Here is a 19149-nt window from a genome sequence, read left to right on the forward strand (position 1 = left end):
TCGCACCTACGGTTCGCAGACGCGACAAACCTGCCGATTGACGGCACGCTGCCGCTGACACAAAAGAACGCCGGTCCAACGGTCGAGGAGGCTGGGTTGATCCGGCATATCGTTTTCTTCAGCGCACGGCATAAAGCGGATGTCGAGGCAGTGCGCACGGGCCTCCTGGCGCTTGGCAAGATACCTCATTCGCGTCATTTCGAGGTAACGCTCAACACCAAGGTCGACCCGCTCTCGGATGAGATCGATGTGGTCGTCTACGCCGAGTTCGAGGACGAAGCGGCGCTCGCCGCCTACAAGGCGCATCCGCTCTATGCAGAGACGACCAGCCGGGTCAAACCTCTGCGCGAATTACGCTATTCGGCCGACATCGTTGCAAGTTGACCGCCTCCCAAGGCAGATTTGACGTCGCGGAGGGGCTCCGCGCCGTAGCCCGCTTCACTCCGTCTGAGCCGCGGAGGTTTCGGTCGGATCGACGCCCGGCCGCTTTGGCGCGTTCCAGATCAGCACGGCGATAACTGCTATCGCAATAACGGCCAGGGCGATGAAAAGGTCTCTTCCCATAGCAATGAGCTAGGATGATTTTTGCGGGCGGCAAGTCGGCTCCTCGCGGCCGAGGCCTGCGATCGCCGCTGAGGCACCGGCTAAGCCCTTGAACCATTTTCAGGAATGAGGCACATCGCGCGGGACATGACCGAAAACACCCCCGCAAGGCCTCATCCGCTCGATCACCTGGTGCTGCCGACAGCAAGCCTCGATGTTGCGCGGGCGCGCTTGGCCCTGCTCGGCTTTACCGTTGCGCCGACAGGTATCCACCCTTTCGGAACGCAAAACTGCTGTGTCTTTCTCACCGACGGCACCTATCTCGAGCCGCTCGCGGTCGCTGACCGGCAGGCCGTGGCAACGGCGATCGCGAACCGCAATGTCTTTGTCGTGCGTGATCGCACGTATCGCGAAGAAAACGGCGATGAAGGATTTTCTGCCGTGGCGCTGGGCACCGAAAGCGCCGCCGCGGACCACGCGCGCTACATGGAAGCCGGTCTGTCGGCGGGCGACGCGCTAAGCTTTTCGCGCGCCTTCACCGATGCGGCGGGAAAGAGCGATACCGCATCGTTCAAACTGGCCTTCGCGGCTACAGGCAAGACAGCGGACGCTTTTCTCTTCGCCTGCGAGCGGATCAATGCGCCGAACGTCGACCGCACTGCGTTGCAGGCCCACGCTAATGGCGCAACCGGCATTGTCGAAGTCGTGGCAGTCACTGGCGAACCTTTCGAACAAGGCCGTTTGATTTCGATCGCAGCCGGAATCGAGGCGCAGGGCGGCGGCACTGTCTATGAGCTGCCGAATGCCGTCGTGACCGTTCTGGATCCTGCAGCCTATTCGGCACGCTTCGGCATTCCTGCCGGCGCACCATCTGAACTCCGCTTTGCTGGGATCGTCTTTTCGATTAGGCACGGCGATGCCGTCGCCAAGCTGCTTGCAGCCAATTCTGTGGAACACCACATGCGCGGCGGTGATACCATCGTGCCGCCGGCGCCAGGGCAGGGCGCAGCCTTCATTTTCCGGGAGATCGCATGAACAAGCTCAATCCACTGATGCCGAACTCTTCCGTTGCGGTCGGCAAAGTCATTTTCGGCAACAGCGCGCCCCTATCGCTGATCGCTGGTCCATGCCAGCTGGAATCGCGGCAGCACGCTTTCGACATGGCCGGTGCGCTAAAGGAATTGACCGACAGGCTCGGCATTGGGCTCGTCTACAAGACCAGCTACGACAAGGCCAATCGCACCTCGCTTGGCGGCACGCGCGGCGCGGGACTTGAAGCGGCAATGCCGATCTTCGACGACTTGCGCAAGAATTTTGCCTTGCCGATCCTGACCGACGTCCACACTGAGGAACAATGCGCGATCGTCGCGCTTCATGCCGATATCCTGCAGATTCCTGCCTTCCTCAGCCGCCAGACCGATTTGCTGATTGCTGCGGCAAAAACCGGCAAGGTGGTCAATGTGAAGAAGGGGCAATTCCTCGCGCCGTGGGACATGAAGAACGTCGTCGCCAAAATCATTGGCTCCGGCAATGCCAATGTCTTGGTCACCGAGCGCGGCGCATCCTTTGGTTACAATACCCTGGTGTCTGACATGCGGGCGCTGCCGATCATGGCCGAGATCGGCGCGCCGGTGATTTTCGATGCCACCCATTCCGTGCAGCAGCCGGGTGGGCAGGGCGGTTCGTCTGGAGGCGACCGGCGCTTTGTCGAGACGCTGGCGCGCGCGGCCGTCGCGGTTGGCGTCGCCGGCGTCTTCATCGAGACGCACCAGGACCCCGACAACGCGCCTTCCGACGGTCCCAACATGGTGCCGCTAAAGGATCTTCCCGCATTGCTTGACCGGCTGATGGCGTTCGATCGCATTGCCAAAAGCGTGGGTTGAACCAGCAGTTGCGCCACAGCAGCGCCGCCAGGAAAACTTTGAAGAATTTCGAACCTGCCTGGAACCTTAGCCCGCGGCCATCATTGTCAAAATCTAATGTCAACGACGACGAGGAGCACACCATGACGACCCAGACGGGACACACCGAAGCCATCGCCGCTTCGCGGGTTATCGGCACATCGGTCTACAATACGGAAGGCACTCATATCGGCGACATCGAGGACGTCATGCTCGACAAACTGTCGAACGGAATCATGTTTGCCGTGATCGGTTTTGGTGGATTTCTCGGCATCGGCGAGAAATACCACGCCATTCCGTGGGCGAGCCTTGACTATGACGAGAACAAGGGCGGCTATGTCGTGCCGTTCACCAAAGACCAGCTGATGGCCGCTCCTTCCTATTCGATCAACGAGTTGACCGGCGCCGACGGCGAGGCCGCGCGTGATGCCTCATACAACTACTACGAGGTCGAGCCTTACTGGCACTGACCTTACTGGCACTGACTAAGTCTCCTGGAATCAAAAAGGCCCCCGGGAAATCGGGGGCCTTTCGATGTGGCGGGATGCTACTGCGCAATCTGCAGGGCCGGCAAAGGCGACGATCCCTGCGGGGGTTGCTGATTGTCGCACGACGTCAGGAACGCAGCCGCGATCAGGAACAAACTCACAATACCGCTCAACTGGGACATGGCGAAACTCCTCCTGTTTCGCCCCGCGCGACAACAGCCATAAACCAGAAACCGGCATGCCGCGTATGACAAATGATGACAGCGCTTCGTGCTTCGTGAATCCGTAGCGCACGGGCAATATTTGCAAGTGCCCCGATTGCGTTTTGCGGCGCTTTGGCTAAGAGGTGCGCGACGCTTCAATCGATCAATCGGGGACATCGCAATGACGGCCATCATCGACATTGTCGGGCGTGAAATCCTGGACAGCCGCGGAAATCCGACCGTCGAGGTCGACGTCGTGCTCGAAGACGGCTCGATGGGTCGCGCCGCGGTGCCGTCCGGCGCCTCGACCGGCGCGCATGAGGCGGTCGAACTGCGCGATGGCGGCCCCCGCTATCTCGGCAAGGGCGTGCTCACGGCGGTCGAGGCGGTGAACGGTGAGCTGTTCGAGGCGATCGGCGGCATGGAGGCAGAGAATCAGATCCATATCGACCAGACCATGAACGAGCTCGATGGTACGCCCAATAAGAGCCGTCTCGGCGCCAATGCCATCCTCGGCGTGTCGCTGGCTGTGGCCAAGGCCGCGGCCGAAGCGGCCGACCTGCCGCTCTATCGTTATGTCGGCGGCACCAAGGCCCATGTGCTGCCGGTGCCTATGATGAACATCATCAATGGCGGCGCGCATGCCGACAACCCGATCGATTTCCAGGAATTCATGATCCTGCCGATCGGCGCGCCGACGCTGCGCGACGGCGTGCGCTGGGGCTCGGAGATCTTTCATACGCTGCGAAAGAAGCTGAAGGACGCCGGCCATAACACCAATGTCGGCGACGAGGGCGGCTTTGCCCCCAACCTGAAGAGCGCGCCGGCCGCGCTCGACTTCATCATGGAATCGATCGAGCAGGCTGGCTTCAAGCCCGGCCAAGAGGTTGCGCTAGGCCTCGACTGCGCGGCGACCGAATTCTTCAAGGATGGCAACTACGTCTATGAAGGCGAGAGGAAAACCCGCGACCCGAAGGCGCAGGCCAAATATCTAGCCAAACTCGCTGCCGACTACCCGATCATCACCATTGAGGACGGCCTGGCCGAGGATGACTGGGACGGTTGGAAAATACTGACTGATCTCATCGGCAAGCAGACGCAGCTGGTTGGCGACGATCTGTTCGTCACCAACACGGCGCGGCTGCGCGACGGCATCCGCATGGGTGTCGCCAATTCGATCCTGGTCAAGGTCAACCAGATCGGCTCGCTTACCGAAACGCTCGACGCCGTCGAGACCGCGCACAAGGCCGGCTATACCGCGGTGATGTCGCACCGCTCGGGCGAGACCGAGGATTCGACCATCGCCGACCTCGCCGTTGCCACCAATTGCGGGCAGATCAAGACGGGCTCGCTGTCGCGCTCGGATCGCATGGCCAAGTACAACCAGCTCATCCGCATTGAGGAGGAGCTCGGCAAGCAGGCGCGATATGCCGGCAAGTCGATCGTGAAAAGCTGATTTCGAGAGAAAATCCGTGGCGACGAGGGCGGGGACATTCCCGCCCTTTTTTGCTTCCAGGCTCTGAATCCAACAGGCTGTAACCGTCCATTAAGCACAATCGGGCGACAAAGGCGGCGTAGAGGATTCGGACCATGTGGACACGCCAGCACAAGCAAAGAAATACCGGCCGGCTGATCATCCCCTCGCTCTGCGTGGTGTTCCTGACTTATTTCGGTTTCCATGCCTATCATGGCGAGTTCGGCATCTATTCCAAGTACCAGCTCGAAGCTGAGACTGCCGAATTGCAGGGCAGGCTCGATGCCGTCAGGGCGCGCCGGATCGATCTCGAGCGCCGCGTTCAGCTGATGCATGAGGGCACGCTGGAGAAGGACATGCTGGACGAGCAGGCGCGCAAGGCGCTTAATCTGTCCCACGCCGACGAGATCACCATCATGCTGCCGGTCGCAAGATAACCTGATCTCAGTTAATCAGCGATATTTGCAATGATTTTAATTGCTTAGATGCATGACAGCCATGCGTTTTCGGCATGGCGAAAGCCTTCCCTGCATGTTAGCCTGCCTCAAATCGGTGGGAGAACTGATCTCCCTCGCTGTCCGCCAAGAGACGCCAACAGGGAGTGATGCATGGCCACCGCCGCCAGAAAAGCGCCTGCCAAATCCAAATCAGACGGCAAGATGCCGGGCCTTTCCACCCCGAAGCCTGTTGAATTCACCAAAGACCAGGAGCTTGCCGCCTACCGGCACATGCTGCTCATCCGCCGCTTCGAGGAAAAGGCCGGCCAGCTTTACGGCATGGGCTTCATCGGCGGTTTCTGCCACCTCTACATCGGCCAGGAAGCGGTCGTTACCGGCATGAAGATGGCGCTGATCGATGGCGACCAGATGATCACCGCCTATCGCGACCATGGTCATATGCTGGCCATGGAGTTGTCACCACGCGGCGTCATGGCCGAACTGACCGGGCGCCGTAGCGGTCTGTCGAGAGGCAAGGGCGGCTCCATGCACATGTTCTCCAAGGAGAAGCATTTTTACGGCGGCCACGGCATCGTCGGCGCGCAAGTGTCGCTCGGCACCGGCATTGCCTTCGCCAACCGCTATCGCGACAACAACAATGTGACGCTGACCTATTTCGGCGATGGCGCGGCGAACCAGGGCCAGGTCTACGAAAGCTTCAACATGGCCTCGCTGTGGAAGCTTCCGGTGATCTACATCATCGAGAACAACCGCTACGCCATGGGCACCTCGGTCTCGCGCTCGTCGGCCGAGACGGATTTCTCGCACCGCGGCGCGTCCTTCAAGATTCCAGGCATCCAGGTCGACGGCATGGATGTGCGCGCTGTAAAGGCAGCCGGCGACCTCGCCGCCGAATGGTGCCGCGCCGGCAACGGGCCGCTCATTCTCGAAATGCAGACCTATCGTTACCGCGGCCATTCGATGTCAGATCCGGCAAAATACCGCTCCAAGGAAGAAGTGCAGAAAATGCGCTCCGAACGTGACCCGATCGAGCAGGTCAAAGCGCGGCTGCTCGACAAGAAATGGGCAAGCGAGGACGAGCTCAAGGCCATCGACAAGGAAGTCCGCGACGTTGTCGCCGACGCCGCAGAATTTGCCCAGAACGACGCGGAGCCGGATCCGTCCGAGCTCTGGACCGACATCGTACTTTAACGAGAGGGCAAGGACATGCCGATCGAAATTCTCATGCCCGCCCTCTCGCCGACCATGGAAGAGGGTAATGTTTCCAAGTGGTTGAAGAAAGAGGGCGACAAGGTCGCGGCGGGTGACGCCATTGCCGAGATTGAGACCGACAAGGCAACGATGGAAGTCGAAGCCGTGGACGACGGCACGCTTGCCAAGATCGTGGTTCCTGCCGGCACCGAGGGTGTCAAGGTCAACACACTGATCGCTGTGCTGGCCGTCGATGGCGAAGACATCGACGAGGCAGGCGAAGGCATTGGCGAGGAGGCTGTCGAGTCGCAAGCGGCAGCGCCCGCGGCTGCTCCGCCCCCCGTTGCTGCTCCGGCCAAGAGCGAAGCGGCAGCACCTGTTGCCGCCGCACCCAGGCTGGAAATTGCCGCCGATCCTGACATCCCGGCCGGCACCGAAATGGTCTCGACCACGGTGCGTGAAGCGTTGCGCGACGCAATGGCTGAGGAAATGCGCCGCGACGGCGACGTCTTCGTCATGGGCGAGGAAGTCGCCGAGTACCAGGGCGCCTACAAGATCACACAAGGCCTGTTGCAGGAATTCGGTCCGCGGCGCGTAGTCGACACGCCGATCACCGAGCACGGCTTTGCCGGCGTTGGTGTTGGCGCGGCGATGGCCGGCCTGAAGCCGATCGTCGAATTCATGACCTTCAACTTCGCCATGCAGGCGATCGACCAGATCATCAATTCAGCCGCCAAGACGCTCTATATGTCCGGCGGCCAGATGGGCGCCCCGATCGTCTTTCGCGGCCCGAACGGCGCGGCTGCCCGCGTCGCCGCGCAGCATTCGCAATGCTATGCCGCCTGGTACAGCCATGTTCCCGGGTTGAAGGTGGTGATGCCCTATACCGCCGCCGACGCCAAGGGTCTGCTCAAGGCGGCGATCCGTGACCCGAACCCGGTCATCTTCCTCGAGAACGAAATCCTTTACGGCCACTCCTTCGACGTGCCGAAGATCGACGATTTCGTGCTGCCGATCGGCAAGGCGCGCATTCACAAATCCGGCAAGGACGTGACCATCGTCTCGTTCGGCATCGGGATGACCTACGCGATCAAGGCCGAGGCGGAGTTGCGCGGCATGGGCATCGATGCCGAGATAATCGACTTGCGCACGATCCGCCCGCTCGACTTCGACACGATCATCGCCTCGGTCAAAAAGACCAATCGCCTCGTGGTGGTCGAGGAAGGCTTTCCGCAGAACTCGGTCGGCGACCATATCGCCAACCAAATTTCGCAGCGCGCCTTCGATTTCCTCGACGCACCGGTCATCACTGTTGCCGGCAAGGACGTGCCGATGCCTTATGCGGCGAATCTCGAGAAACTGGCTTTGCCAAACGTCGGCGAGGTTGTCGAGGCGGTCAAAGCCGTCACGTATCGCTGAGCAGGGCGGGAGGACAAAATGCCGATCAACATCACCATGCCGGCGCTGTCGCCCACAATGGAAGAGGGCAATCTTTCCAAGTGGCTGGTCAAGGAAGGCGATAAGGTTTCGCCCGGCGACGTGATTGCCGAGATCGAGACCGACAAGGCGACGATGGAAGTCGAAGCCGTCGACGAGGGCACGGTCGCCAAGCTGGTGGTTCCGGCCGGCACAGAAGGCGTCAAGGTCAATGCGCTGATCGCAGTGCTGGCTGCCGAGGGCGAGGATGCTGCTTCTGCCGCCAAAAGCGGTGATGGCGCTGCGCCGGCCAAGGCTGAGGCTCCGAAAGCGGAAGCCCCCAAAGCTGAAACATTAAAGCCCGAAGCGTCGAAGCAGGAGCCTGCCGCACCTGGGCCTAAGGCGGAAGGGGTGCCGGTCGCCAACAGCCACGCAAGCGGTGAGCGCATCTTCGCCTCGCCGCTGGCCCGGCGCATTGCCAGGGAAGCCGGCGTCGATGTCGCGGCGCTGACAGGCTCCGGCCCCCGCGGCCGCGTAGTAAAGGCCGATGTCGAGGCCGCAATTTCCAGTGGCGGCGCCAAGGCAGCGCCAGCAGCAAAAGCAGCGCCCGCCGGCGCTCCGGCACCTGCGGCCGCAGCACCCAAGGCGATGTCTGACGAGCAGGTGCTCAAACTGTTTGCCGAAGGCTCCTACGAGCTGATCCCGCACGACAATATGCGCAAGACCATTGCGAGGCGGCTGGTCGAAGCCAAGACCACCATCCCGCATTTCTATCTGACGCTCGACTGCGAGCTCGACGCACTTCTGGCCCTGCGCACGCAGATCAATGCGGCCGCGCCGGTGAAGAAGACCGAGAAGGGCGAAACGCCGGCCTACAAGCTGTCGGTCAACGACATGGTCATCAAGGCTCTTGCCATGGCGCTGATGGCGGTTCCGGATGCCAATGCGTCGTGGACAGAAAACGCCATGATCAAGCACAAGCACGCCGATGTCGGCGTTGCCGTATCGATCCCCGGCGGCCTGATCACCCCGATCATCCGGCGTGCTGACGAAAAGACGATGTCCGTCATCTCCAACGAGATGAAGGATCTTGCCGGCCGCGCCCGCAGCCGCAAGCTGAAGCCGGAAGAATATCAGGGCGGCACCACGGCGGTGTCCAATCTCGGCATGTTTGGCATCAAGGATTTTTCTGCCGTCATCAACCCGCCGCATGCGACGATCCTGGCGGTCGGCGCCGGCGAGCAACGCGCGGTGGTCAAGAACGGCGAGATCAAGATCGCCACGATCATGTCGGTGACGTTGTCGACCGATCACCGCGCCGTCGACGGTGCGCTCGGCGCCGAGCTGCTCGTCGCCTTCAAACGCATGGTCGAAAACCCGATGGGCATGCTGGTTTAAGCGAGGGGAACAGGGCGGTGCGGAAATTCTTCACCAGCCTTTTTGCCTTCTTTCTTTCCGGTTTGGCGGGCGGATTGGTGGCGCAGTGGCTCGCCGTCGCCACCAATGCCGACGTAGAGTACATCCTTGTGTTCATGATCTCGGCTCTCGTCACCATCCTCGTGACGGTCGCGTTCTTCATCGCACAATTCATGTCGGACCCACGACGGGCAACAAAGCTGACGGCGACCATAGGAGTAGCGTTTTTTGTGCTCGTTGGAGTTTCCCTGATCGGCTGGACTTTCTCCCAGCCCCCAGGCAAGAGCCAGTGGTCGGGCGATCTTCCCATAGTCGCCGGTCTCGTCCTGCCGGGCATCGCTACGGTGTTGGTCCAGTGGCTTTTCGTGCGCTGGCGATTGGCGCGCTCGCAACCGGGTTTCGGCGGGGCAGGCACATGAAGACGGTCCTCTGCTACGGCGATTCGCTTACCTGGGGCTATGACGCGGCAAACCTCGGCCGGCATCCGCTGGAAGATCGCTGGCCGAGCGTGCTGCAGGCGGCATTGGGCAGCGGCGTCGAGGTCATCGCCGAAGGCCTGAATGGCCGAACCACCGCCTTTGACGATCACTTGGCCGGAGCGGACCGCAATGGCGCAAGGCTGTTGCCAACCATCCTGACGACGCACGCACCGATCGACTTGATCGTCATCATGCTCGGCGCCAACGATATGAAGCCGTGGATTCATGGTAATCCGGTCGCGGCCAAGCAAGGCATGCAACGCCTGATCGATATCGTGCGCGGTCACGATTACCCGTTCGATTGGCCGGCGCCGCAGATCCTGATCGTCGCGCCGCCCGTAGTCAGCCGCACGGAAAACGCCGAGTTCAAGGAAATGTTCGCCGGCGGCGATGACGCGTCAAAGCGGCTGGCGCCGCAATATTCCGCCCTTGCCGACGAGGCCGGCTGCGGCTTCTTCGATGCCGGCACGGTAGCCAAAACCACGCCGCTCGACGGCGTCCACCTGGACGCAGAAAACACGCGGAACGTCGGGCAAGCGCTGGCGCCGCTCGTGCGCCTCATGTTGGAATTGTGAAGGAGAAAGCCGTGGCTGAGAACTACGACGTCATCATCATCGGCTCCGGCCCCGGCGGCTATGTCACTGCAGTGCGTTCGGCCCAGCTTGGCTTCAAGACGGCGATCGTCGAGCGCGAGCACTTGGGCGGCATCTGCCTCAACTGGGGCTGCATTCCGACCAAAGCGCTTCTGCGCTCCGCCGAGATCATGCACTATTCGGATCATCTGAAGGACTACGGCCTGAAGATCGATGGCAAGGTCAGCGTCGACACAGCCGCCGTCGTCGATCGCTCGCGAAAGGTCTCGCTGCGGCTCAACGGCGGCGTCGGCTTCCTGATGAAAAAGAACAAGGTTGACGTCATCTGGGGCGAAGCCAAGCTGACCAAACCTGGCGAGATCGTCGTGTCGAAATCGTCGAAGAAGCCGATGGAGCCGCAGCCGCCGGCGCCCAAGGGCGTCAAGGGCGAGGGCACCTACAGCGCCAAGCACATCATTCTGGCGACCGGAGCGAGGCCGCGCGCATTGCCCGGCATCGAGCCGGACGGCAAGTTGATCTGGACCTATTTCGAGGCCATGGTGCCGAAAGAGATGCCGAAATCGCTGCTGGTGATGGGCTCGGGCGCCATCGGCATCGAGTTCGCCTCGTTCTACCGCACCATGGGCGCCGAGGTGACGGTGGTCGAACTGCTGCCGGCTGTGATGCCGGTCGAGGACGCCGAGGTCTCGAAATTCGCGCAGAAGCAGTTCGAGAAGCAGGGCATGAAGATCATTCTAGAAGCCAAGGTGACCAAGGTCGAGCAGGGCACTAACTCGGTCACGGCGCATGTCGAGATGAAGGACGGCAAGGTCGAGAAGATCACCGCCGATCGTATGATCTCGGCCGTCGGCGTACAGGGTAACATCGAAAACCTCGGCCTCGAGACGCTCGGCGTGAAGACGGACCGCGGTTGCGTCGTCGTCGACGGCTACGGCAAGACAAATGTGCCGGGCGTCTACGCCATCGGCGACGTTGCCGGACCGCCGATGCTCGCCCACAAGGCCGAGCATGAGGGCGTGGTCTGTGTGGAAAAGATCGCCAATTTCCCCGGCGTGCATGCCATCGACAAGCTGAAGATCCCGGGCTGCACCTATTGCAATCCGCAAGTCGCCTCGGTCGGACTGACGGAAGCCAAAGCGAAAGCCGATGGCAAGGACATCCGCGTCGGCCGCTTCCAGTTCGCCGCAAACGGCAAGGCGATTGCGCTGGGCGAAGACCAAGGCTTCGTCAAGACCATTTTCGACAAGAAGACCGGCCAGTTGCTGGGTGCCCACATGGTCGGCGCAGAAGTAACCGAACTGATCCAGGGCTTCGTCGTGGCGATGAATCTGGAGACCACCGAGGAAGAGCTGATGCACACGATCTTCCCGCACCCGACGCTGTCGGAGATGATGAAGGAGAGTGTACTCGACGCCTATGGCCGCGCACTGAATGCATGATAAATTAGTTGGGCGAGTCTCACACGGAAGACACAGAGGAACTCGACGGCAGAGCAATTCGTTTCGCAGGCATCATCCATCATACAAGGAGAGGGCATATGGAAATGAACGGCGTGGGCTGGGTTGCAGCCATCATCATCGGCGGCCTGGCGGGATGGCTCGCCGAGATGGTCATGAAGAGCAATACCGGCATCCTCATGAACATCGTTCTCGGCATTGTCGGCGCAATAGTGTTGAATGCCATCTTGCAGGCCCTGAACATCGGCATCTTCGGCGTCGGCTGGATAGCCTATCTGATCACCGGCTTCATCGGTGCCTGCATTCTGATTGCGGTCGGACGACTGGTGCGCCGCTAACCTCTGTCGGCACTTGCTATGCGAAAAAGGCCACCGCGGCATGCGTGATCGCGGCCTTTTTCTTTTCTCCGAAAAGTCCTAGATGACGTGGGTAGAGCGAGCGCTGGACAAGCGCTTGCCAATGAGCCGGGTTTCACATGGTCACCGTCCTCGACACGATTGCCAATGCGCCGCGCCTGCGGCATCCCGAAAAGGCGCACAAGCCGGACCAGGACGTACTGCGCAAGCCTGACTGGATCCGCGTCAAGGCGCCGATGTCGAAAGGCTATGCCGAGACGCGCGAAATCGTGAAGTCTCACAAACTGGTGACGGTTTGCGAAGAGGCGGGCTGCCCCAATATCGGCGAGTGCTGGGAGAAGAAGCACGCCACCTTCATGATCATGGGCGAGATCTGCACGCGGGCCTGCGCCTTTTGCAATGTCGCCACCGGCATCCCGACCGCACTCGATCCCGACGAGCCGGCGCGTGTCGCGCATGCGGTCAAGCAGATGGGCTTGAGCCATGTCGTCATCACTTCCGTCGATCGCGACGATCTCGCCGACGGCGGGGCCCAGCATTTTGCCGATGTCATCCGCGCGATCAGGGCAGCGACCCCATCGACTACGATCGAAATCCTGACGCCCGACTTCCTGCGCAAGGACGGTGCGCTGGAGATCGTCGTGGCGGCCAAGCCGGACGTTTTCAACCATAATCTCGAGACCGTTCCGTCGAACTATCTGACTGTTCGGCCGGGTGCGCGCTATTTCCACTCGATCAGGCTCTTGCAGCGGGTCAAAGAACTCGACCCCTCGATCTTCACCAAGTCCGGCATCATGGTCGGCCTTGGCGAGGAGCGGAACGAAATCCTGCAGCTGATGGACGATTTGCGTTCGGCCAATGTCGACTTCATGACCATCGGCCAATATCTGCAGCCGTCGAAGAAGCACCATCCGGTGATCCGCTTCGTCACGCCGGAGGAATTCAAGTCCTTTGAGACGATCGGCAGAACCAAGGGCTTCCTGCTGGTAGCGTCGAGCCCGCTGACGCGCTCGTCGCACCATGCCGGGGACGACTTTGCCAGGTTGCGCGCGGCGCGCGAAGCGTTTCTCAAAAAGTCCGCCTAACACACTGGTTTCATGCCACAATTCGAAGCCCATAGCCGCGTTGCGCATACGCCGGAACAGATGTTCGCTCTGGTTGCCGATATCGAATCCTATCCGCAATTCCTGCCGCTTTGCGAGGCACTTACGGTTCGTTCGCGCAAGGAACGCAACGGACGCACCTTGCTCATCGCCGACATGAGCATCGGCTACAAGGCGATCCGCGAGACTTTCACCACGCAGGTGCTGCTGAAGCCTGACGAGAACGCCATCGACGTCAAATATATCGACGGCCCGTTCAAATATCTCAGCAATGTCTGGCGCTTCGACCCGGCGGACGGCGGCGGTTGCAACGTCTGCTTCTTTATCGACTATGAGTTCAAGAGCCGCATTCTGGGTGCGCTCATGGGAACCATGTTCGACCGCGCCTTCCGTATGTTCTCCGAGGCGTTCGAGAAACGTGCCGAAATCATCTACGGCGCGCCATCGACGGCCTGATCCGCAGCGAGCGCGCGCAGACCCAGTTCAAGCGCATGATGGACCGTCTCCCGGCGGATGAAATCACGGCCCTTGTCGGCGAACAGCTGGCATTCGCTGACCACCGGCCGGCCAGCCACGGCAACGCCGAACCAGACCAGGCCGACAGGTTTTTCCGCAGAGCCGCCGTCCGGACCGGCGATGCCAGTCACCGCCAGGGCGAGCCCGGCCGGCGAATGCGCCAAGGCTCCGGCCGCCATCTCCACCGCAGTCTCGCGCGAGACCGCGCCGTGCGCCTCGAGTGTAGCGGCCGAGACGCCGAGCATCTCGGTCTTGGCCTGGTTGGAATAGGTGATGAAGCCGCGATCGACCACCGCGGAAGAGCCGGCGATGTCGGTCAGCGCGGCGATGATCATGCCGCCGGTGCAGCTCTCCGCCGTCGCCAGCATGATGCCGCGCTGCTGGCAGGCCTGAAGCAGGGCATCTGCGAGATCGCTATTGCTCACTCGGGGACATCCCCTGGAAACACAACGCTGGCGGTCGCGATGGCCGCTATGCCTTCCTCACGGCCGACGAAGCCGAGCTTCTCATTGGTTGTCGCCTTGATCGAGATGCGATTGCGCGAAATTCGCAGCATTGCCGAAAGCGCTTCGGTCATCGCCTCGCGATGTGGGCCGACGCGCGGCGCCTCGCAGATCAGGGTGATGTCGGCGTTGGCGATGCGCCCGCCGCGTGCGCGCACCAGCTTCACCGCGTGTTCGACGAAGATGCGTGAAGCGGCCCCCTTCCACTGCGGGTCGGAGGGCGGGAAATGCGTGCCGATGTCACCGGCGCCGCAGGTGGCCAGCAGGGCGTCGGTCAAGGCATGGAGACCGACATCGGCATCCGAATGGCCGGATAACTTCCTGTCGTGTGGAATGGCGACGCCGCACAGGGTGACATGGTCGCCGGGCTCGAACGCATGCACGTCATAGCCATTGCCGGTTCGGATGTCGGGAAAACGTGGGGCGCTGGAAAGCCGCTGATCCGCCATTGCAATATCCCGTGCCCAGGTCAGTTTGACATTATCCGGCGAGCCGGGAACGATCTTCACCGGAATATGCGCCCATTCGGCGATTGCCGCATCGTCGGTGAAATCCGCTTTGCCCAGATGATGAGCCTTTTCGTGCGCAGCCAGGATCGGCCAGAACGGAAAGCCTTGCGGTGTCTGTGCGGCATGAAGCCCGGCCCTGGACACGGTTTCGCCGATCATGCCTTCGGCCGTTTCGCGCTTGAGCGTATCGGCAACGGGCAAGGCAGGCAGTGCTCCCTGGCGCTCGCCAATGGCGGCGATCGTGCGGTCTATCAGTTCCGCGTCGACAAACGGCCGAGCCGCATCATGGATCAGCACCCGGCCCGGCGCATGGCTTCTCAACGCCAGCAGTCCAAGGCGGACGGACTCCTGCCGTGACGTACCGCCAGTCACCGCGACGACACGGTCGGCGTTCGCGCCGGCGGCGCGGCGGAAAAGCGCGTCGTCTTCGGCATGTATAGCAACGACGACAGCTCCAATTTTCGGATGCGTCAGAAAGGCGTCGAGCGTGCGTGCGATAACGGCGCCGCCGCCAATCTGCTGGTACTGCTTCGGCCCATTGGCCTGTCCGGCGCGCGCGCCGCGGCCGGCGGCAACGATGACCACCGCGACCTTGTCGTCCGCAGCTTGCTTTTCGCTCACATCTCTCATGCCGAGACGCTTAGCGCATGATCCCGAAAAGTGGTATCGCTTTCGGAAGACCTAGGATTGATGCTATCCGGCGATCCTTTTTTTCCCAAATGCGCCTTAATGTCACGACATTGCGCGTTGCACATTGCCGCCGTTCTGGCTAGAGAATGTGCAGCAACCGAAGGTGCTTGGTTTTTGTGCATGCCTGATGTGACCAAATTGGCTTCGCCGCTGGATGTGGGTGGCGTGAGAATCCGCAATCGCGTATTTCTCGCGCCCATGTCGGGCATCACCGACGAACCGTTCCGGCAACGCGCCCATGCGCATGGCGCCGGGCTGGTCGTATCGGAAATGGTGGCGAGCGGCGAGCTTGCAAAGGGCAGGGCTGGTTCCGGCCTGCGCATCCGTCATTCCGGGCTGCCTATCCACATGGTCCAGCTTGCCGGCCGTGAGGCGGCGCACATGGCCGAGGGCGCGCGAATCGCAGCCGACGAAGGCGCCGACATCATCGACATCAACATGGGCTGTCCGGCCAAGAAGGTGACGGGCGGCTATGCCGGTTCGGCACTTATGCGAGACCTCGACCACGCGCTGTCGCTGATCGAAGCGGTAGTCGGCGCGGTCGACGTGCCGGTCACGGTCAAAATGCGGCTCGGCTGGGACGAAGCCGCGCTCAACGCGCCAATGCTGGCGCGACGCGCCGAGCAGGCCGGGGTAATGATGGTGACGGTACACGGCCGCACGCGTTGCCAGTTCTATCAGGGCAGGGCCGACTGGCGTGCCATCGCACGCGTCAAGCAGGCCGTCTCGATCCCTGTGGTTGCCAATGGCGATGTCGGATCGCCGGCGGAGGCAGCGTCGATCCTCGAGCAGTCTGGCGCCGACGCGGTGATGGTTGGCCGCGCGCACTATGGCGCGCCTTGGACGGCCGGCAGCATTGTAGCGGCCGCGCTGGCCGAGCCGGTATCCGGCATGCCGGAAAGCCCGCAAGCGCTGTCCGACTACGTCATTGCCCATTACGAAGACATGCTGGCGCTTTATGGCGAGGAAAGCGGAGTGCGCCAGGCGCGCAAGCATCTCGGCTGGTATCTCGACCGCCACGCCGCCACAAGCGACGACCGGCGCAAGGCCATACTCACGTCTTTCGAGCCTGGGCGCGTCATAGCCTTGCTGCGCGACGTATTTTCGAGCGCTCCCGAAGCGGCGAACCTGCGGAGTGCGGCATGAACGCCACCGTCACACAGAGCACGGATATGGCGGACGCCGCGCATATTGTGCTCAACACCATTCGTCGGCCGGTGATCATGGTCGATCCGCAAGGCTTCATCACCTTCGCCAATGCCGATGCCGAGGATTTTTTCCGTTCGAGCGCCACGATGCTCGCCCGCAACACGCTGCACAAGCTCATTCCTTTCGGCAGCCCGCTGCTGACGCTTGTTGACCAGGTGCGCGAGCGCCGGGCGCCAGTCAACGAATACCGGGTGGACGTGTCGTCGCCGCGGCTCGGCATCGAGAAGGTGGTCGATCTCTACGTCGCGCCTGTGACGGAATTTCCAGGCTCCGTCGTGGTAATGTTCCAGGAACGCTCAATGGCCGACAAGATCGACCGGCAGATGACGCATCGCGGTGCGGCGCGCTCGGTTACCGGCCTTGCCGCGATGCTTGCCCATGAGATCAAGAACCCGCTGTCCGGCATTCGTGGTGCCGCGCAGCTGCTTGAACTGTCGGCGTCCGACGAGGATCGCGCACTGACCAGGCTGATCACCGACGAGACCGACCGCATTGTCTCGCTGGTCGACCGCATGGAGGTGTTTTCGGACGAGCGGCCGATCGACCGCTACCCCGTCAACATCCATGTCGTGCTCGACCATGTCAAGGCAATCGCCAAGAACGGTTTTGCCAAGAGAATCAAGATATTAGAGGATTATGATCCATCATTGCCTCCGGTCTTCGCCAATCGCGACCAGCTCATCCAAGTATTCCTCAATCTGGTAAAAAATGCCGCCGAGGCGATCGGCAGCGATCCGCAGGGCGAGATCATGCTGTCGACCGCCTTCCGCCCGGGCATTCGCGTTTCTGTGCCCGGAACGCAGGACCGCGTGTCGCTGCCATTGGAATTCTGCGTGCGTGACAACGGTTCGGGTGTCTCCGAAGATATCCTGCCGATCCTGTTCGATCCCTTCATCACCACCAAGCCGAACGGCTCCGGTCTCGGTCTGGCGCTGGTCGCAAAGATCGTCGGCGAGCATGGCGGCATCATTGAATGCGAATCGACGCCGCGCGGGACCACCTTCCGTATCCTGATGCCGGCATGGAAAGAAACCCAGTTTGGCACCGACGACGACGTTGAAGGAGACCGCAAATGACCGTTCGCGGCAATATTCTCGTCGCTGACGACGATGCGGCCATCCGCACAGTCCTCAACCAGGCGCTTTCGCGCGTCGGTCACGACGTGCGCGTCACCTCCAATGCCTCGACGCTGTGGCGCTGGGTGGCGGCGGGCGAGGGCGATCTGGTCATCACCGACGTTGTCATGCCCGACGAGAACGCCTTCGACATGCTGCCGCGCATCAAGAAGGCGCGACCGGAACTGCCGGTCATCGTCATGAGTGCGCAGAACACGTTCATGACCGCGATCCGGGCCTCCGAAACCGGAGCCTATGAATATCTGCCGAAACCGTTCGACCTGACGGAACTGCTCAACATCGTCAACCGCGCGCTTTCCGAGCCGCGGCGGCCCAAGATCGATACGCGTGCCGACGAGCCGCCTGAAACGATGCCGCTGGTCGGCCGCTCGGCGGCCATGCAGGACATCTACCGCATGCTGGCGCGCATGATGCAGACCGACCTGACGGTGATGATCTCGGGCGAATCGGGTACCGGCAAGGAACTGGTGGCGCGCGCGCTGCATGAATATGGCCGTCGTCGTGGTGGCCCCTTCGTCGCCATCAACATGGCGGCGATCCCACGCGACCTGATCGAATCGGAACTATTCGGGCACGAGAAGGGCGCCTTTACTGGCGCACAGAACCGCTCCACTGGCCGTTTCGAGCAGGCCGAAGGCGGCACGCTCTTCCTCGACGAGATCGGCGACATGCCGATGGAAGCGCAGACGCGGCTGCTGCGTGTGCTGCAGCAGGGCGAATACACCACGGTCGGCGGCCGAACGCCGATCAAGACCGACGTGCGCATCGTGGCTGCCACCAACAAGGACCTGCGCACGCTGATCAATCAGGGGCTTTTCCGCGAGGACCTGTTCTACCGCTTGAACGTTGTGCCGCTCAGGCTGCCGGCGCTGCGCGAGCGCTCGGAGGACATTCCGGACCTCGTCCGCCACTTCTTCAAGCTCGGCGTCAGTGAAGGCTTGCAGACCAAGCGCATTTCCACCGGCGGCATCGAGCTGATGAAGCGCTACCCATGGCCCGGTAATGTGCGCGAACTCGAAAATCTCATCCGCAGGCTGGCCGCACTGTATTCGCAGGACGAGATCTCCGCGGAGATCATCGAGGCGGAGTTGAAGACCGGCGAAAGGCCTGTCGTTCCAGGTGGCGGCAACCTCATTCCCGACGACCTTTCCATCGGCCAGGCGGTGGAGCATTTCCTGCAACGCTATTTTGCCTCGTTTGCCGGCGACTTGCCCCCGGCCGGGCTCTATCAGCGAATCCTCTCCGAGGTCGAATATCCGCTGGTCCTCGCCTCGATGACCGCAACGCGCGGTAACCAGATCAAGGCTGCGGAATTGCTGGGGCTCAACCGCAACACGCTGCGCAAGAAGATTCGCGAACTCGGCGTCAACGTCTACAAGTCGTCCAGGCAGGTCTAGACGAATCCCTTTAAGAGCGCTTTCCAGGGGATCGATTGCCGAAAGATTTCCGTCTCGGCCACACTTGTTGCATAATCGCCACAATGCGTTGCATACATCCGACGCAATCAC

General features: G+C 61.6%; 21 protein-coding genes. 18 read left to right on the top strand and 3 right to left on the bottom strand.

The genetic code is table 11. The annotated features are described in order from the left end of the window. Positions 1-96 precede the first annotated feature (96 nt). From NKH49_RS26845 to NKH49_RS26860, 4 genes are all read left to right on the top strand, one after another. Positions 97-384 carry a Dabb family protein gene (locus NKH49_RS26845; RefSeq protein WP_254817185.1) on the top strand — a complete coding sequence of 96 codons (288 nt, stop codon included), beginning with the start codon at positions 97-99 and terminating at the stop codon, positions 382-384. 306 nt (positions 385-690) lie between these two features. Beyond that, positions 691-1578: a VOC family protein gene (locus tag NKH49_RS26850; protein WP_352541999.1), complete on the top strand. Its 888-nt coding sequence runs from the start codon at positions 691-693 to the stop codon at positions 1576-1578. Then, positions 1575-2426, top strand: a complete 852-nt coding sequence (kdsA, locus tag NKH49_RS26855; RefSeq protein WP_352815529.1) for a 3-deoxy-8-phosphooctulonate synthase — start codon at positions 1575-1577, stop codon at positions 2424-2426. Before NKH49_RS26850 ends, kdsA begins: the two co-directional genes overlap by 4 nt. A 122-nt stretch (positions 2427-2548) precedes the next feature. Beyond that, on the top strand, positions 2549-2914 hold the full coding sequence (locus tag NKH49_RS26860; protein ID WP_352928675.1) for a PRC-barrel domain-containing protein: 366 nt from the start codon (positions 2549-2551) through the stop codon (positions 2912-2914). Positions 2915-2991: 77 nt separating this feature from the next. On the opposite strand, the gene NKH49_RS26865 is transcribed toward NKH49_RS26860, so the two are convergent. Continuing rightward, positions 2992-3114: a hypothetical protein gene (locus NKH49_RS26865; protein WP_084642452.1), complete on the bottom strand. Its 123-nt coding sequence runs from the start codon at positions 3112-3114 to the stop codon at positions 2992-2994. 202 nt (positions 3115-3316) lie between these two features. On the opposite strand from NKH49_RS26865, the gene eno reads away from it, so the two are divergent. From eno to NKH49_RS26920, 11 genes are all read left to right on the top strand, one after another. Further along, a complete protein-coding gene (eno, locus tag NKH49_RS26870; RefSeq protein WP_352815531.1) occupies positions 3317-4591 on the top strand; it encodes a phosphopyruvate hydratase in 1275 nt (424 codons plus the stop codon). A 134-nt stretch (positions 4592-4725) separates the two neighbouring features. Continuing rightward, complete coding sequence (locus NKH49_RS26875) at positions 4726-5046, top strand: FtsB family cell division protein (protein WP_023675088.1); 321 nt, start codon at positions 4726-4728, stop codon at positions 5044-5046. Between the two features lie 171 nt (positions 5047-5217). Then, positions 5218-6258: a pyruvate dehydrogenase (acetyl-transferring) E1 component subunit alpha gene (pdhA, locus tag NKH49_RS26880; protein WP_502906897.1), complete on the top strand. Its 1041-nt coding sequence runs from the start codon at positions 5218-5220 to the stop codon at positions 6256-6258. 15 nt (positions 6259-6273) lie between these two features. Then, entirely contained in the window at positions 6274-7677 is a 1404-nt protein-coding gene (locus NKH49_RS26885) for a pyruvate dehydrogenase complex E1 component subunit beta (protein ID WP_352815532.1), read from the top strand. Between the two features lie 18 nt (positions 7678-7695). Further along, positions 7696-9072 carry a pyruvate dehydrogenase complex dihydrolipoamide acetyltransferase gene (locus tag NKH49_RS26890; RefSeq protein ID WP_352815534.1) on the top strand — a complete coding sequence of 459 codons (1377 nt, stop codon included), beginning with the start codon at positions 7696-7698 and terminating at the stop codon, positions 9070-9072. Between the two features lie 17 nt (positions 9073-9089). Continuing rightward, complete coding sequence (locus tag NKH49_RS26895; protein ID WP_352815536.1) at positions 9090-9509, top strand: hypothetical protein; 420 nt, start codon at positions 9090-9092, stop codon at positions 9507-9509. Then, the gene (locus NKH49_RS26900) at positions 9506-10144 is read left to right on the top strand and encodes an SGNH/GDSL hydrolase family protein (RefSeq protein ID WP_023675083.1); all 639 of its coding nucleotides are present in this window, start codon (positions 9506-9508) and stop codon (positions 10142-10144) included. Before NKH49_RS26895 ends, NKH49_RS26900 begins: the two co-directional genes overlap by 4 nt. An 11-nt stretch (positions 10145-10155) precedes the next feature. After that, a complete protein-coding gene (gene lpdA / locus NKH49_RS26905; protein WP_352471838.1) occupies positions 10156-11601 on the top strand; it encodes a dihydrolipoyl dehydrogenase in 1446 nt (481 codons plus the stop codon). Between the two features lie 98 nt (positions 11602-11699). Continuing rightward, positions 11700-11957, top strand: a complete 258-nt coding sequence (locus NKH49_RS26910; protein WP_023675081.1) for a GlsB/YeaQ/YmgE family stress response membrane protein — start codon at positions 11700-11702, stop codon at positions 11955-11957. Positions 11958-12094: 137 nt separating this feature from the next. After that, positions 12095-13060: a lipoyl synthase gene (lipA, locus tag NKH49_RS26915; protein ID WP_352448938.1), complete on the top strand. Its 966-nt coding sequence runs from the start codon at positions 12095-12097 to the stop codon at positions 13058-13060. 12 nt (positions 13061-13072) lie between these two features. After that, positions 13073-13534: a type II toxin-antitoxin system RatA family toxin gene (locus NKH49_RS26920; protein ID WP_352815538.1), complete on the top strand. Its 462-nt coding sequence runs from the start codon at positions 13073-13075 to the stop codon at positions 13532-13534. Here the strand turns inward: NKH49_RS26920 and NKH49_RS26925 are convergent. Both NKH49_RS26925 and NKH49_RS26930 read right to left on the bottom strand, forming a co-directional pair. After that, complete coding sequence (locus NKH49_RS26925) at positions 13510-14019, bottom strand: CinA family protein (protein ID WP_352815539.1); 510 nt, start codon at positions 14017-14019, stop codon at positions 13510-13512. The two genes, NKH49_RS26920 and NKH49_RS26925, sit on opposite strands and share 25 nt — an antisense overlap. Continuing rightward, entirely contained in the window at positions 14016-15236 is a 1221-nt protein-coding gene (locus tag NKH49_RS26930) for a bifunctional 2-C-methyl-D-erythritol 4-phosphate cytidylyltransferase/2-C-methyl-D-erythritol 2,4-cyclodiphosphate synthase (RefSeq protein ID WP_352772860.1), read from the bottom strand. The genes NKH49_RS26925 and NKH49_RS26930 overlap by 4 nt, the downstream gene beginning before the upstream one ends. Before the next feature lie 180 nt (positions 15237-15416). Between NKH49_RS26930 and dusB the strand changes: the two genes are divergently transcribed. Genes dusB through ntrC form a run of 3 tightly spaced genes read left to right on the top strand, consistent with a single transcriptional unit; the run spans position 15417 to position 19038 of the window. Then, a complete protein-coding gene (gene dusB, locus NKH49_RS26935) occupies positions 15417-16442 on the top strand; it encodes a tRNA dihydrouridine synthase DusB (protein ID WP_352928679.1) in 1026 nt (341 codons plus the stop codon). Further along, entirely contained in the window at positions 16439-17581 is a 1143-nt protein-coding gene (locus NKH49_RS26940; protein ID WP_352747246.1) for a two-component system sensor histidine kinase NtrB, read from the top strand. The genes dusB and NKH49_RS26940 overlap by 4 nt, the downstream gene beginning before the upstream one ends. After that, on the top strand, positions 17578-19038 hold the full coding sequence (gene ntrC, locus NKH49_RS26945; RefSeq protein WP_254817199.1) for a nitrogen regulation protein NR(I): 1461 nt from the start codon (positions 17578-17580) through the stop codon (positions 19036-19038). Before NKH49_RS26940 ends, ntrC begins: the two co-directional genes overlap by 4 nt. The last annotated feature ends 111 nt before the right edge of the window (positions 19039-19149 follow it).

Source organism: Mesorhizobium sp. M1088 (assembly GCF_040318575.1).
In the GTDB taxonomy this organism is placed as follows: domain Bacteria; phylum Pseudomonadota; class Alphaproteobacteria; order Rhizobiales; family Rhizobiaceae; genus Mesorhizobium.